General features: G+C 31.0%; 12 protein-coding genes. 3 read left to right on the top strand and 9 right to left on the bottom strand.

Going from position 1 to position 15961, the window contains the following annotated elements; genetic code table 11:
• Positions 1 to 40: 40 nt before the first annotated feature.
• Genes DAD81_RS00690 through DAD81_RS00665 form a run of 6 tightly spaced genes read right to left on the bottom strand, consistent with a single transcriptional unit; the run spans position 41 to position 8887 of the window.
• Positions 41 to 1351, bottom strand: coding sequence for a quinol:cytochrome C oxidoreductase (locus DAD81_RS00690; RefSeq protein ID WP_111706303.1), 1311 nt, complete (start codon positions 1349 to 1351; stop codon positions 41 to 43).
• Between the two features lie 28 nt (positions 1352 to 1379).
• Positions 1380 to 1934: a c-type cytochrome gene (locus DAD81_RS00685; protein ID WP_111706302.1), complete on the bottom strand. Its 555-nt coding sequence runs from the start codon at positions 1932 to 1934 to the stop codon at positions 1380 to 1382.
• Positions 1935 to 1942: 8 nt separating this feature from the next.
• Entirely contained in the window at positions 1943 to 2464 is a 522-nt protein-coding gene (locus tag DAD81_RS00680) for a DUF3341 domain-containing protein (protein ID WP_111706301.1), read from the bottom strand.
• 11 nt (positions 2465 to 2475) lie between these two features.
• Positions 2476 to 4185, bottom strand: coding sequence for an NrfD/PsrC family molybdoenzyme membrane anchor subunit (gene nrfD / locus DAD81_RS00675; RefSeq protein ID WP_111706300.1), 1710 nt, complete (start codon positions 4183 to 4185; stop codon positions 2476 to 2478).
• 35 nt (positions 4186 to 4220) lie between these two features.
• A complete protein-coding gene (locus DAD81_RS00670; protein ID WP_111706299.1) occupies positions 4221 to 7286 on the bottom strand; it encodes a TAT-variant-translocated molybdopterin oxidoreductase in 3066 nt (1021 codons plus the stop codon).
• 32 nt (positions 7287 to 7318) lie between these two features.
• A complete protein-coding gene (locus DAD81_RS00665; protein ID WP_179950003.1) occupies positions 7319 to 8887 on the bottom strand; it encodes a c-type cytochrome in 1569 nt (522 codons plus the stop codon).
• Positions 8888 to 9103: 216 nt separating this feature from the next.
• On the opposite strand from DAD81_RS00665, the gene DAD81_RS00660 reads away from it, so the two are divergent.
• Positions 9104 to 9475, top strand: a complete 372-nt coding sequence (locus DAD81_RS00660) for an SPOR domain-containing protein (protein ID WP_111706297.1) — start codon at positions 9104 to 9106, stop codon at positions 9473 to 9475.
• Here the strand turns inward: DAD81_RS00660 and dnaG are convergent, their stop codons facing one another.
• From dnaG to clpP, 3 genes are all read right to left on the bottom strand, one after another.
• Positions 9476 to 11518 (bottom strand): DNA primase, encoded by a 2043-nt coding sequence (gene dnaG, locus DAD81_RS00655; RefSeq protein WP_111706296.1) that lies wholly within the window; start codon positions 11516 to 11518, stop codon positions 9476 to 9478.
• A 107-nt stretch (positions 11519 to 11625) separates the two neighbouring features.
• Entirely contained in the window at positions 11626 to 12867 is a 1242-nt protein-coding gene (clpX, locus tag DAD81_RS00650) for an ATP-dependent Clp protease ATP-binding subunit ClpX (protein ID WP_111706295.1), read from the bottom strand.
• 15 nt (positions 12868 to 12882) lie between these two features.
• Complete coding sequence (gene clpP / locus DAD81_RS00645; protein ID WP_111706294.1) at positions 12883 to 13542, bottom strand: ATP-dependent Clp endopeptidase proteolytic subunit ClpP; 660 nt, start codon at positions 13540 to 13542, stop codon at positions 12883 to 12885.
• Positions 13543 to 13735: 193 nt separating this feature from the next.
• On the opposite strand from clpP, the gene DAD81_RS00640 reads away from it, so the two are divergent.
• The gene (locus DAD81_RS00640) at positions 13736 to 14242 is read left to right on the top strand and encodes a hypothetical protein (RefSeq protein WP_111706293.1); all 507 of its coding nucleotides are present in this window, start codon (positions 13736 to 13738) and stop codon (positions 14240 to 14242) included.
• Between the two features lie 108 nt (positions 14243 to 14350).
• Positions 14351 to 15949 carry a M1 family metallopeptidase gene (locus DAD81_RS00635; protein WP_111706292.1) on the top strand — a complete coding sequence of 533 codons (1599 nt, stop codon included), beginning with the start codon at positions 14351 to 14353 and terminating at the stop codon, positions 15947 to 15949.
• The last annotated feature ends 12 nt before the right edge of the window (positions 15950 to 15961 follow it).

The raw sequence follows: 15961 nt of genomic DNA, 5'->3' as shown, positions 1-15961 counted from the left end.
TATAACAATTCAGGACTTTTTTATAAGTGTTTTTTCAATTTTAATAGTGAAATTGTTCGCTTTCTTTAATAAATGGATTTCCTTTCGCTAAAAGTGGTGCTTTTGTTAAGGTTGTGAATACTACATATATAAATAATCCTAACACTAACATTACTGAACTTATTTCTGAAATTCCAATGAACCATTGATCACCTACAGTTGCCGGCATAACCATTACAAAAATGTCTATGTAATGACCAATTAATATAATTATTCCTGTACAAACTATAAACCAGTTTACACGTTTAAAATCACTATTCATTAAAACTAATAAAGGAAAAACAAAATTCAAAACAACCATTCCTAAAAATGGAATCTTATATTCATTAAATCTTGAAACAAAATATGTTACTTCTTCTGGAATATCAGCATACCATATTAACATAAATTGAGAGAACCATAAATATGTCCAGAAAATACTAAATCCAAACATAAACTTAGCTAAATCGTGTAAGTGACTATTATTTACAAATTCTAAATATCCTTTTCCTTTTAAATATATTGAAACTAGTGCTATTGTCGTAATTGCAGATACAATCATACTTGCAAATACATACCATCCAAACAATGTACTAAACCAATGTGGGTCTAAAGACATAATCCAATCCCAAGACATCATAGATTCTGAAACTAAGAAGAATACTAAGAACGCTGCTGAACTTTTGAATAATTTTATATAATTTTTATTATCACTAGCATTATCTTGAGCTAATGTTAACTTTCTTGAATATTGACGGTATAAAATCCATCCTGCAATATAAATTACAGCTCTTAATAAAAAGAAAGGTACATTTAAATATCCTGCCTTATTTTGAATTAACTCATCATTTGATACAACATCTGCATCCATCCATATAAATAAATGATTCATATGTAATGATGATAATACAAAAAAGACAAATAATAATACTGCTCCCACTGGTAAGTAACCTGTAATTGCTTCCATTACTCTAAATAATACAACTGGCCAACCTGCCTGAGATGCATGTTGAATTGCGTAAAAAGCTAATGTTGCCAATGATATCATAAAAAAGAAAAACAATGCAACATATAGTGCTGACCAAGGTTTATTTTTTAAATAATGATATGCATGTTCTGCATGTGTATCATCTGAATGAGCTTCAGCATGATTATCAGAATCGTGAGTTGTTGCTACTCCAGTATCTTCATGTGCATCATGACTTTCTTGCAACATAATTTTAACATCTTCTACTGAACTTGGTGTAGACAAAAAACCGTAAGCAACACCTAATAGACCTACAATCATTAAGGCAAATGAAAATGTTTTTAATTTACTTGAAAAGGTATACATATTAATAAATTCTATCTTAGTAAAAGTGTTATTTTAATAATTCTGCTCTAAGCTGTTGAACATACATCGTAACTTGCCAACGCTCTTTTGATGTTAATTGAGACGCATGAGATCCCATCATATTTCTACCATGCATTATAACATAGTGAATACTTCCTTCAGTTACATCTCTATCTTTATAATTAGGAACACCTAAAAACTTATCTCTTTTAACCAAGGTTCCATCACCAGCTCCCGTTTTTCCATGACAAGAAATACAGTAAATATTATACATTTTCTTACCATTCTCTAAATTAGTATCATTCACCTTTAAAGGATTTTTAGAGTCTAATTTTGCAGCTTCGTAACCTTCATTTGTATTCTCGTAATCATATGGTACTTGACCTCTTGCGATAGTTCCTTCAATAGGAGTTTGAGAAGTTAAACCATTTGCATAATTTGGATTAGGACTGTAAGTCTCATATCCAACCGATTTATACATATCAGGCATATATTGATAATTTGGCTTTGTCTTATCACCCCAACAAGATGATAATGTAAATATAAAAGCCAATGCTATTGTTATTTTTAAAATGTTTCTCATTTTAATTTTTACTTTTCAGTTACTTTAATTTCAACAGTTCCTGTGTTTTCTAAAAACGAAACTAATGATGCTACATTTCCTTCAACTAATACCTCCATAACAAACATGTCGTCAGTAGTTCTAGGATCAGGATTCTCTGCTTTTTTAAATGGCCATAATCTACTTCTCATATAAAAGGTAATAACCATTAAATGGGCAGCAAAAAATACGGTTAATTCAAACATAATTGGAACAAACGATGGCATATTTAAAAAGAAACTAAAACTTGGTTTCCCTCCAATATCTTGAGGCCATTGTTCAATCATCATATAATTCATCATCCAGATAGCAAATGAAAATCCAACACATCCGTACATAAATGCTGTAATTGCAATTCTGGTACCTTTTAAACCCATTGCTTTATCCAAACCGTGAACAGGAAATGGTGTATAAATTTCTTCAATATGATGTTTGGCTGCACGTACTTCTTTTACGGCATCCATTAGAACATCATCATCATTATACATTGCTTGTATTACTTTTGAGCTCATAATTACTCTTATTATTTTTTTAAGTTTTTAGCTTGCCCTGCCCAATCATCACGCTTTGCTCTACCTTTAAATGAATCTAATAAAGAATCTAATAAATCATATTCTTTATCTGTCATTTTACTCACTTGGTCAAAACTATAAATACCTATATTATTTAATATTCCTTCTAATTTAGGTCCTACACCACTTATTAATTTTAAATCATCAGCAGTTTGTGTAGCTTTATCAAATGCCCCTAAACTTCCTAATAAAACATTTTTTTGCTCACTAGTATTTTTAATAATTTCTTTCGTAGGCTTAACTGATTTTACAATTTTAGCTGGTGCTGGATTTTTACCTCCTGCATCTCTAAATAATTTGTAACTCTCTCCAGAAGCTTTCAATATAGATTTTACTTCAGCTTGAGCAATTACGGGGAATGTTCTTGCATATAATAAAAATAGCACAAAGAAAAATCCAATAGTTCCAACATATATACCAATATCAACAAATGTTGGAGAGAACATAGTCCAAGATGATGGTAAGTAATCTCTATGTAATGATGTTACTATAATTACAAATCTCTCAAACCACATTCCAATATTTACTACAATTGAAATAATAAATGAGAATGTAATACTTTGTCTTAATTTTTTAGACCACATAAATTGAGGAGAGAACACATTACAACTCATCATTAATAAATATGCCCACCAATAAGGTCCAGTAGCTCTATTTAAAAATGCATATTGTTCATATTCAACACCTGAATACCAAGCAATAAATAACTCCGTTATATAAGCACAACCTACTATAGAACCAGTAATCATAATTACTATGTTCATTAATTCAATATGTTGTTTTGTAATATATGCTTCTAAGTTTGATACCTTTCTCATAATAATAAGTAAGGTATTTACCATTGCAAATCCAGAGAATACCGCTCCAGCAACAAAATATGGAGGGAATATTGTTGTATGCCAACCAGGAATAACAGAGGTAGCAAAATCAAAAGATACAATTGTATGTACAGAAAGTACTAAAGGTGTAGCTAAACCTGCTAACACCAAAGAAACTTCTTCAAAACGTTGCCAGTCTTTTGCTCTACCTGTCCAACCAAAACTTAATAAACTATAAATTTTCTTTTGAAATGGTTTTACAGCTCTATCACGTAACATCGCAAAATCAGGTAATAAACCAGTCCACCAGAAAACAAGTGAAACAGATAAATAAGTTGAAATTGCAAATACATCCCATAATAAAGGAGAGTTAAAGTTTGTCCAAAGTGTTCCAAATTGATTTGGGATTGGTAATACAAAATGTGCATTCCACACACGTCCCATATGAATTACTGGAAATAAACCTGCTTGAACCACTGAGAAAATTGTCATTGCTTCAGCAGAACGGTTAATACCCATTCTCCATTTTTGACGGAATAACAACAATACAGCGGAAATTAATGTACCGGCGTGACCAATACCTACCCACCATACAAAGTTGGTTATATCCCAGGCCCAACCCACGGTTTTATTTAAACCCCAAACTCCAATTCCTGTTCCAATAGTGTACATAATTGAACCAACACCCCAAAGGAATGCTAAAAGTGCAATTGTAAAAACTGTCCACCATAATTTATTTGCTTTACCTTCAACTGGGGCTGCTACTTCAACAGTAATGTCATGGTAGCTTTTATTCCCAACAATTAACGGTCTTCTAATAGGTGCTTCGTAATGAGACGACATAATCTAATCTAATTATTATCTTTTATTAATATTTTTTATGCTTCCTTAGTATTTCTAACTTTTACATGATAAACCACATTTGGTTTTGTGCCAATATGCTCTAGTAAATGATATGCTCTTTTATCTTCTGCTAAACTTGCTACAGTATCTTCTTTCTTATTTACATCACCAAACACCATCGCTCCAGTTGAACAAGCATTTGAACATGCTGTTTCAAACTCATTTGTATTAACAGGTCTTCCTTCTTTTTTAGCTTTTAGAATTGTTGCCTGTGTCATTTGAATACACATTGAGCATTTCTCCATTACACCACGAGAACGAACAGTAACATCTGGGTTTAAAACCATTTTACCTAAATCATCATTCATATTGTAATCAAACTCACTATTATTAGGATACTCGAACCAGTTAAATCTACGTACTTTATATGGACAGTTATTTGCACAATAACGAGTACCAACACATCTATTATACGCCATATGATTTTGACCTTGACGACCATGTGATGTAGCCGCTACAGGACAAACTGTCTCACAAGGTGCGTGATTACAGTGCTGACACATAACTGGTTGAAAGGCAACTGAAGGGTTATCAGAAGGATGTTCTAATTCCTCCATAGTTTTTTTGTAACCAAAAGGTCCCTCTCCTGTTTTTTCTTTCATCTCATTATCCCCCGCAAAGTCTTCTTCGTGAGAATAATATCTATCAATACGCAACCAGTGCATATCTCTTGATTTTCTAATTTCATCTTTTCCAACTACAGGTACATTGTTTTCAGCGTGACAAGCAACTACACAAGCACCACAACCTGTACAAGCATTTAAATCTATAGATAAATTAAAATGATGCCCTATTGATCTATCAAAAGAATCCCATAAATCTACTGTTGTAGCTTCTACTTCGTTATGGTCTAAAGAAACCATAGGAACTTTATTCCATTCTTTTGAATCTAAATTATTATAATCTTCAATAGTAGTTTCTTTAATAATATCACCCCTACCCATTAAAGTATTTTGTAATTGAACACAAGCATATTCATGCTCACCTTCTACAACTTTAATAGTTACATCTGGTTGGTAATTATTAAACCCTTTATAAAATTGGTAAGCATTCTTACCAGTTTGCATTTCAGTTTTTAAACCTTGTTTACGTCCGTAACCAAGAGCTATACCTAAAGAACCTTTAGCTTGCCCCGGTTGAATTAACGCAGGCAATACTTCTGAAATTCCGTTTACAGTAATTTCAACTAAGCTTCCGTTTAAACCTCCATTTGCAACATTATAATTTTCTACTCCTATTGCATCAGCATCAACTCTAGAAATAGTTAGGTAATTATCCCAAGAAGTTCTTGTTATTGGATCTGGCAATTCTTGTAACCAAGGATTGTTAGCCATTTGACCATCACCTAATCCTGTTTTTGTATATAATGAAAGCTCATATTCACTTCCTTTAATTTTACTTAATTCAGAACCTGCTTCATCAATATTAACTTCATTAAAAACAACTTCTTCTTGCTCTGTAACTTCTGCAGTAAAAACACCATCGTGTAAAGCTTGATTCCAAGACTTACCTCCTAAAATATCTGTATTCCAAGATTCTTTTAAGAAATCATAATAGCTAACCGAGCTTCCAGTCCATTTTAACAATGACTCTTGAAACTGACGCGTATTAAATAATGGTTTTATTGTTGGCTGAGTTAAACTGTAACTACCTTTTTTGATAACTACATCTCCCCAAGATTCTAAGTAATGTGGAGTTGCCAAAGCATATTGAACCACATTTGCTGTTTCATTATCTTGAGTTGAAAATGCAACTGATAATTTCACTTTCTTCAAACCTTCAACAAAATCAGCTGAATTTGGTAATGTATAAACTGGATTAGAATTATTAATAACAATTGCTCCAATTTTTCCAGCTTTCATATCTGAAATTAATTGAGCCACTGCTTTATCATCTCCTTTTCTAATATTCTTAGTGGTTACAACATCAATAACCTCACTTGCAATATGCTTGTTTATAGCCAAGGCTAATAATTGAGCATTTTTATCTTGCAATCCCGTTACTATAACCGCTTTAGGTCCTGCAGCTTTTATCTCTGCTGTTATTTTTACAATTAAGTTATTTAAAGCAGAAGCCTCTTTTGTAGCTATACCTTTAACAACTGCATTGTATAATTTTATAAGTGCTAAATTTTGTTCAGATGGCTTAACCATTAAACGAGTATCAGCATTTGCACCTGATAATGTCATATTAGATTCAACTTGAATATGACGAGACATTTTACCATTTTTAGGTACACGCCCTTTAGCATATCCAGCATCAAATCCCCCTCCTTGCCAATCTCCTAAGAAATCTGCTCCAATAGAAACTATTAAATCTGCTTTCTCTAAATTATAGTCTGGTAACCCTCTTGACCCGTACATTTCTTCAAATGCATCTAAAGCAGCTGATTCAGAAACCGCATCATAAACAACGTGACTTACATTACCATAAGTTTCATTAAATTTATTTATTAATTTATTAGTTGAAGGACTAGCACAAGTCCCTGTTAATACAGCAATAGGTAAACCTAATTCCTTAACTTCATTTAATTTTGAAATTATTTGACTATCTGCATCTGACCAAGAGATATTAGAACCATTTGATTTTGGATCTTTCAATCGAAGACTATCATACAATGATAGAACTGAAGCTTGCACACGAGCATTTGTACTTCCTCCTGCTTCTTTATTTGGTTCAATTTTTATTGGACGTCCTTCTCTAACTTTTACTAAAATATTTGCAAAATCAAAACCATCTGCCATTGTAGTAGCATAATATTCCGCTACACCAGGAATAATATCATCTGGTTTAATTACATAAGGAATTGTCTTAACAACTGGACCTTCACAAGCAGCTAATGATGCTGCAGCTGTAGTAAATCCAACATATTTTAAAAAGTCTCTACGTGTTGTTGATGAAGCCTCTAAATTTTCTTTATCACCTAAAAAATGATCAGTAGGAATTTCCTCAACAAACTCGTTTTGTTTTAACGTATCAACAATAGAGCTATTTGTATTAAGCTCTTCAACACTTTTCCAGTATTTTTTGTTTGATGCCATTTTATATCTTATTATTTACTTCGTAATTACTATTAATAGTGACATTTACCACATTCTAAACCTCCCATTTGAGCTTCAGTCACTTTCTCTACACCGTACTTTTTAGCTAATTGATCGTGAATATTTTTATAATATCCATTTTCAGTCATATCTACTTCAGTTGTTCTATGACAGTCAATACACCAACCCATTGTTAATGGAGAGTATTGATACATATCATGCATTTCCTCTACTGGTCCGTGACATTTCTGACAAGCTAAACCTGCAACTGTTACGTGTTGAGAGTGATTATAGTACGCAAAATCTGCCAAGTTGTGAATTCTAACCCATTCAATAGGTTTTTCTTCATAGCCTTCAATATATTGCACATTTTCTTTATCCCAACCAACAGCATCGTATATTTTTTGAATTTCATTATCTAGATCTTCTTTTGAATGACCTCCAAATAATTCACCGTTATATTCTGAAATTGATTTATGACAGTTCATACAAACATTTGCTGTAGGCACACCTGATGTCTTACTATGTTTTGCGGAAGAGTGACAGTATTGACAATCAATTTTATTATCACCTGCGTGAACCGCATGTGAAAACGCAATTGGTTGAATTGGCTGATAACCTTCGTTTACATCAATTTGTAACAACCATCCAAACAACAACCAAGCACCTAGTAATAATCCAAATATTACAGCTAAGAAACGTAAGAAAGGGTTAAAAATCATTGATTTCAACATACTTTCTGTAGACTCTTCACCCTCAACAACTTTCTTATTAGTTGTTGCTGCAACTATAATAGATAGCAATAAAAATGCTAGAATTGTTAATACAAGAGATGTTAAAACACCAATTCCTGGATTTTCAAATATCTCGACATCCGTAGATGATGAAGTAGCTGCTACTGCAGGTTTCACATCTCCAACTGCTAAATATTTTAAAAGATTATCTAAATCCTCATCCGATAGTTGAGGAAATGGAGTCATTGCGGCTGGTGTACTTTCTTGAACCTCTTTGGCTAATTTATCTCCTGAAGCAACAAGAGCGTTATTATCCTTAATCCAAGCTTTTAACCAATCGGCCTCACGTTTATCTGTGATTTTTAATAACTCAGGACCAATTAACTTACCTTCTAGCTTATGACAAGCAGCACAATTAGTCTTAAAAATTTGTTTTCCAATTTCTACACCTGGATCAACCTCCTGAGCTACAGTGGCTGTTTCTTTTGATGCTGGCTCACCTTTCGTGTAAGCCAAAATATCAATAATATCCTGATCAGATAAATGTGGATTAGGAGTCATTGGCAATTTATTGTTTTCTTCGAAAACCTGAATTGCTAATTTGTCTCCTGACTTGATCATTCCTGGACTATCTTTAATCCAAGAAATTAGCCAATCTTGTTCTCTTCTTTCCGTAACTCCTTTTAATGCAGGACCTACTAATTTTTTATCTAATTTATGACAAGCCGCACATGTAGACTTGAAGAGTTTCTCTCCATTAGCTACATTACCATCTTGCGCTGATAAATTAAGTGAAAATAATAAAAGGAAAGCAAGACTATTAACGACTAATCTTGATAATGGACTGTGTTGTTTCACACTTTTCATACTTAAAAAAAATCTTTTCTTTCTTGTTTGGTACAATATTTTCATGAGATAAATAATGACAAAAGTCATTATTTCAAATGATTTTGACAAAAGTACTATTTAAATGCAGAACACAAAATGTAAAAATTGTGTTAAAGTTAATTTATAACGATTCTAAATAGTGAATTATGCATTTCAATTGAATTGATTATTATAAATTTGAAAAAAATTACGAATATGAAGCTATCACTCAATAAATTTCACATTACCTTTTTATTAATTGTAGTTTTAGGTATAACAACAAGTTACGCTCAAAATTCCAATGCTAAAATTAATGAATTAATTGAACAAAAAAGAAATTTCAACAAAAATAATAAGACTACACTTGTATTTAAAATTCAATTATACAATGGTTCTGAAACCGAAGCTTATAAAATTAAAAATAATTTTATAACTGAATATCCAGAGTATAATGCTAAAATTATATACAAATCACCTGAATGGAAGACTCAAGTTGGAGATTTTGAAACCCGTTTAGAAGCTGATAGGATTTTACTAATTATTAAAGAAAATTTTTCAGGAGCAATTGTACTTGAAGACTACATCTAATTAAACCACCCTATTTAACCTCTCTGAAAGACGTTGTTTTAGGGTGTTATAGTTCATTATAGATTCTAAAATGGATTCTCGGTTATTTTCCTCTTCAATATCTTTTATTAAAGAATAAATTTTATCTTCAATTAAAACTCTACGTAAATTATAAATAGCATCTAATACCATTTTTGATAATTCACCTTCATTTTCTTTAGTTTTAACCTCAATATCTTTGGCTTGCCAATCACTTAACACATATTTTTCATCGTCCATTAATATATTAGTTACTAAAGATGAAATTTTAGAATCGGGATTATTCACTAAAATATCAACTGATATATTTTCTGACTGATTTAATTGACTTATTATTTCGTAATATATTTGTTTAAATATTTCATCTGTAAATTCAACTTCATCTTCTTGAAGATTTAAATAAATCTCTTTTGAAATTACATTCTGAAAATATTCCTTTTTCATTACTTGTAATCCATTTCCTTGTTCCTCTCCTTCTTCAATAAAATCCTCAAATTCAACCTCTTTATTTCCATAAAGCAATAAAATTTTAATAATTTCAAGTTCATACTTTCTAAGATTATTAGGCTTTTCATCTTGCGCTGTTTTTTGAACTTGAACCATTTCTGGATACAAAACATTCATTGGAGGCTCGTTGGGGTCAGCCGCTAAATTATTCTGATTACTTCTTCCTGCAGTTTTACCTCTATTATTTTTTGAAGCCTCTCTTTTGGTTTTATTATCAATTTGAGCTAACTCATTAAATAACACATTTTCTGAAATATCCATTATTCGTGAACATTCCTGAATGTAGACTTCTCTTTGTATTCTATCGGGTATTTTAGAAATACTTACTACAATATCTCTTATTAGTCCAGCTTTTTTTACAGGATCGTTTTGGGCTTCCTCCATTAATAAAGAAACCTTAAAATTTATAAAATCCTGACTATTATTTTCTAAATAATTTTTTAGTTCTTCTTTACTTACTTTTTTAGAATAACTATCTGGATCATCTCCATCAGGAAACATTAAAACCCGAACATTCATACCTTGTTCTAGAATTAAATCAATCCCTCTTATTGATGCTCTAATTCCTGCAGCATCCCCATCAAATAGTATTGTAATATTACTGGTTAATCTATTTATTAAACGAATTTGATTTTCTGTAAGCGCCGTACCGGAAGACGCTACAACATTTTCAATGCCTGATTGATGCAAAGAAATTACATCTGTATATCCTTCAACTAAATAACAATTATCCTCACGTGCAATGGTTTGCTTTGCGTAATGTATTCCATAAAGCACATTACTTTTATGGTAAATATCACTATCTGGTGAGTTTAAATATTTTGCAGCTTTTTTATCTGTTATTAAAATTCTACCTCCAAACCCAAGTACCCTACCGCTCATACTGTGAATAGGAAACATAACTCGACCTTTAAAACGGTCGAACTGCTTAGCTCTACCACCATCATTTTTAACAATAGATAACCCTGTAGATTCTAAATATTTTAAATTATATCCTTTATTTAAAGCTTCTGAAGTAAAAGCTTCCCACTCATTTAATGAATATCCTAGTTGAAACTTTTTAATAGTTTCTTCGGTATAACCTCTTTCTTTAAAATAGCTTAAACCAATAGCCTTACCTTGGCCATCTTCAAATAAATTTTTATGAAAATAATCACGCGCATATTCAGAAACCAAAAACATACTTTCTCGCTCATCGGCTTGTTGTTTCTGCTCATCGGTTTGTTCCAACTCATCAATTTCAATATTGTATTTTTTCGCTAAATATCTTATAGCTTCTGGATAGGTATAGTGCTCTTGTTCCATTAAAAAAGAAACAACATTACCTCCTTTACCCGTACTAAAATCTTTCCAGATTTGTTTTACTGGAGACACCATAAAAGATGGTGTTCGTTCTTCAGAAAATGGACTTAACCCTTTAAAGTTACTTCCAGATTTTTTCAATTGAACAAATTCGCCAATTACCTCCTCTACTCGAGCAGTTTCAAAAACTCTATCTATGGTTTCTCTTGAGATCAATTAATTATATCTTGTTTTAAAAGTTTTCTAAATTACAAATTTTAGACAAAAAAATCACCCATAAAATTATATGGGTGATTAAAATAGTAAATTTTTTATTAATTACTTTAAGAAGCTGCTTTTAGCTTTTTTAAAGTAGACTTATTAATCTTGTTCTCAGCGTATTTATCAGTCACCTTCAATTCTGTTTCCTCACTTCCAGGAAGTTCAAACATTGCATCTGTTAAAATAGCTTCACATAATGATCTTAATCCTCTGGCTCCTAATTTATACTCAACTGCCTTTTCAACTATATACATTAATGCTTTTTCATTAATTGAAAATTTAATACCGTCCATTTCAAATAACTTCTGATATTGTTTAATAATTGAGTTTTTTGGCTCAGTTAAAATTGCTCTTAAAGTATCAGCATCCAAAGGATTCATATGAGTTAAAGCAGGTAAACGCCCAATAATTTCAGGAATTAACCCGAATGATTTTAAATCACTTGGAATAATATACTGTAGCATATTATTTGTATCTACTTTTGTTTCTTTTATTGATGCACTATACCCAACTGCTTGTCTGTTTAAACGCTTTCCTATTATTTTATCAATTCCAGAAAAAGCTCCTCCAGCAATAAATAAAATATTTTTAGTATCTACTTCAATAAACTTTTGATCAGGGTGCTTTCTACCTCCTTTTGGCGGAACATTAACAACAGAACCTTCTAATAATTTTAATAAAGCTTGTTGAACTCCTTCTCCAGAAACATCTCTTGTTATTGATGGGTTATCACCTTTACGAGCAATTTTATCAATTTCATCAATAAAAACAATTCCTCTTTCAGCTTTAGTCACATCATAATCAGCCGCCTGCAATAATCTTGTTAAAATAGTTTCAACATCCTCACCAACATAACCAGCTTCTGTTAATACAGTTGCATCAACAATACAAAAAGGTACATTTAACATGCGTGCAATTGTACGCGCAATTAAGGTTTTTCCTGTACCAGTTTCACCAACTAGAATAATATTACTTTTTTCAATTTCAATATCATCCTCATCTTTAGTATCAGGCTGCAACAATCTTTTATAATGATTATATACCGCAACAGACATTACTTTTTTTGCCTGATCTTGACCAATCATATATTGATCAATAAACTCTTTTATCTCTTTAGGTTTTTTTAAAGTCAATTCCGCAGAAAGTGAAGATGAAGAATTTTCTGCTATTTCTTCCATCACTATCCCATGGGCTTGTTCAATACATTTATCACAAATATGCGCATCTAAACCCGCAATTAACAAATCCGTTTCTGGTTTTTTCCTTCCACAAAACGAACATTCTAAAACTTCTTCCTTCGCCATAAATACAATCTAATATTACTTTCTTATCAAAATTTCATCAATCATTCCGTACTCTTTAGCCTCATCAGCTTTCATCCAATAGTCTCTATCAGAGTCTGCATGAACTTTCTCCATAGATTGTCCAGAGTGTTTTGAAATTATTTGATACAATTCATCTTTTAATTTTAAAATTTCACGAGCAGTAATTTCAATATCACTAGCTTGCCCTTGAGCACCACCTAATGGTTGGTGAATCATTACTCTTGAATGAGGTAATGCTGAACGCTTACCTTTTGTCCCTGCACACATTAAAACTGCTCCCATTGAAGCTGCCATACCCGTACAAATTGTGGCTACATCTGGCTTAATAAATTGCATTGTATCATACATTCCTAAACCAGCATATACACTTCCTCCAGGAGAATTTATATAAATTGATATATCTTTTGAATTATCAACACTCTCTAAAAATAATAACTGAGCTTGAATAATATTAGCAACATAATCATCAATTGCAGTTCCTAAGAAAATAATTCTATCCATCATTAAACGTGAAAACACATCCATTTGCGCTACGTTTAGCTGACGCTCTTCAATAATATAAGGTGTAACACTGCTAACTAATTTATCGTAGTGCATGCTACTAATTCCTTGTTGCTTAGTTGCAAACTTTTTAAATTCTTTTCCGTAATCCATTTTATAGGTTTTATAAAATTAAGTGTGTAAAGATAAGGAGTATTTATGAATTTTATGCTTTATATATTTCTAGACTGATTTAGAATGATTTTATATAACAGTAATTTAACAAAATAACCCGCTTTTTATTATGCATGCATAACAATATTGAATATCTTTAAGGTAAAATTAGAATTAATTTAAATTAGACACAATGAAATCGAAAATATTATTATTCTTCTTAATTGTTTTTACAATTAGCATTTACGCTCAAGAATATGAAAACGGAACAATTGTAACTACGCACTACGATACTATAATTAATGTAAAAATTAAAAAAATTAACGATGCAAAAAGTTTATTACATTTAACTTACATTGACCAAAACGGAGATGAACAAACTCCTAAAATTGAAACTATAAAACACTATAAAAGAGGAAATGACATTTTTTGTAGAATTTATAACTCTGGTGAAATGATTCTTGCAAAAAAAGTTGTTCAAGGAAAAAAATTGAACCTTTACGAAAGATACCCTAATGGCGGCAAAACTTATTATGTTGAAAAAGTTTACGACGAACTAATTAAAGTACCTTCTTCAAGTAAAAAATTTAAAAAAGTTCTGGGATCATTTTTAAAAGATGCTCCAAAAATATCAACCCAAATTATTTCAAAAGATTTGGATGACATATTTAAAATTGTGAACCTTTATAATCAAAGTTAAAGGTTATAGTTTAATTGTCGAGGTCTGAAAGTAAGAATACTTTCAGACCTTTTTTGTTTTAATAAATCCTCAATTTAAGTATCTTTGAAAACCCTAAATAATTTTTAAATGAACTTTTTTACCAAATTAACCTTTTTCCTAATAGGATTTTCAACATACGTTTCAGCACAATCCTACACAGATAGATTTAATACTCTTGATGTACAAAACTATAAATTAAACCTTACTGTAAACGATTCAACAAATGTTATTGAATCTACAATGGAAGTCTCTATTAAATTTAAAAAACTTGTTGACACTTTTGATTTAGATTTAGTTTCAAAAGATTCTACCAATTTTGGTATGCAAGTAGATTCTGTTTATCAAAATAAAATCCCTGTTGAATTCAGTCAAAAAAACAATAAACTAACAATACAAACAAAACATGTATTTCCAAGATTACCCTATAGATTTACTATAAAATATAGCGGAATACCAAAAGACGGTCTGGTGATCTCTAAAAACCTTTATGGAGATAGAACTTTCTTTGGAGATAATTGGCCAAATAGAGCTCAAAATTGGTTTCCTTGTGTAGATCATCCTTCAGACAAAGCAACTATTGAATATATCATAAAAGCTCCCAATCATTATCAGGTAATTGCCAATGGATTTCAAATTGAAGAAACTAATTTAACAAACAATCTAAAAGAATATCATTACAAAACTGAGGTTCCTTTACCAACAAAAGTAATGGTAATTGGAATTGCAAAATTTGCCGTTCAAAATATAGGAGAAACTCATAATATCCCTGTTTCAACTTGGGTATATCCGCAAACTAAAGAAGAAGGATTTAATGATTTCTCAATTGCAAAAGATATTTTAGCTTTTTATATAGAAAATATAGGAGATTATCCTTTTTTAAAATTGGCAAACGTACAATCTAAAACACGTTTTGGAGGCATGGAAAATGCTGGAAATATTTTTTATTTCGAAAAATCTGTTACAGGAAAACAAGAACATAAAGATTTAATTGCACATGAAATTGCCCACCAATGGTTTGGAAATTCAGCAACTGAAATAGATTGGTCTCATTTATGGTTAAGTGAAGGTTTTGCAACATATTTTACAGATTTATATATTCTTAAAAGTGATGGTGAAGAAGCTTTTAACAAAAGATTAGATGAAGAAAGACAAAAGATTTTTAACTTTTATAAAGTACAACAAACTCCTGTTCTTGATAACAAAACAAACAATTATATGAGTTTATTAAATCCTAACACTTACCAAAAAGGAGCTTGGGTTTTACATATGCTTAAAAACAAGGTTGGTGAAGAAAATTTTTGGAAAGGAATTAAAACCTATTATGATTTTTACAAGTTTAAGAATGCTTCTACAAACGATTTTAAAAATGTGATGACTCAAACATCTGGTAAAAATTTAGATGTATTCTTTTCTCAATGGCTTCAAAAAACTGGACATCCAATATTAAAAACTAATTGGATTTATGGAAATTCAAAATTGAGAATTATTATTGAACAAACTCAAAATACCATTTTTCAATTTCCACTTGATTTAGAACTCATATACTCTGATGGTTCTTCAGAAATTAAAACTGTTGAAGTTACAACTCAAAAAGAACCTCTTGTTGTAGAAACTAAAAACCTAAATATTAAAAAAATTAACTACGACCCAAACAATAAATTACTTTTTGAAATGGCTTCTAAATAGCCAATAAAATAT

Source organism: Lutibacter citreus (genome assembly GCF_003260195.1).
Taxonomy (GTDB): Bacteria; Bacteroidota; Bacteroidia; order Flavobacteriales; family Flavobacteriaceae; genus Lutibacter; species Lutibacter citreus.
The sequence above is the reverse complement of the archived record's forward strand: the minus strand, read 5'-3'. Positions and strand labels throughout refer to the sequence as shown.

What these genes read in the sequence shown, in the direction of transcription:
- DAD81_RS00690 (WP_111706303.1), bottom strand. Translation starts at nt 1,351, where the DNA reads ATGTATACCTTTTCAAGTAAATTAAAAACATTTTCATTTGCCTTAATG.
- DAD81_RS00685 (WP_111706302.1), bottom strand. Translation starts at nt 1,934, where the DNA reads ATGAGAAACATTTTAAAAATAACAATAGCATTGGCTTTTATATTTACA.
- DAD81_RS00680 (WP_111706301.1), bottom strand. Translation starts at nt 2,464, where the DNA reads ATGAGCTCAAAAGTAATACAAGCAATGTATAATGATGATGATGTTCTA.
- nrfD (WP_111706300.1), bottom strand. Translation starts at nt 4,185, where the DNA reads ATGTCGTCTCATTACGAAGCACCTATTAGAAGACCGTTAATTGTTGGG.
- DAD81_RS00670 (WP_111706299.1), bottom strand. Translation starts at nt 7,286, where the DNA reads ATGGCATCAAACAAAAAATACTGGAAAAGTGTTGAAGAGCTTAATACA.
- DAD81_RS00665 (WP_179950003.1), bottom strand. Translation starts at nt 8,887, where the DNA reads ATGAAAAGTGTGAAACAACACAGTCCATTATCAAGATTAGTCGTTAAT.
- DAD81_RS00660 (WP_111706297.1), top strand. Translation starts at nt 9,104, where the DNA reads ATGAAGCTATCACTCAATAAATTTCACATTACCTTTTTATTAATTGTA.
- clpX (WP_111706295.1), bottom strand. Translation starts at nt 12,867, where the DNA reads ATGGCGAAGGAAGAAGTTTTAGAATGTTCGTTTTGTGGAAGGAAAAAA.
- clpP (WP_111706294.1), bottom strand. Translation starts at nt 13,542, where the DNA reads ATGGATTACGGAAAAGAATTTAAAAAGTTTGCAACTAAGCAACAAGGA.
- DAD81_RS00640 (WP_111706293.1), top strand. Translation starts at nt 13,736, where the DNA reads ATGAAATCGAAAATATTATTATTCTTCTTAATTGTTTTTACAATTAGC.
- DAD81_RS00635 (WP_111706292.1), top strand. Translation starts at nt 14,351, where the DNA reads ATGAACTTTTTTACCAAATTAACCTTTTTCCTAATAGGATTTTCAACA.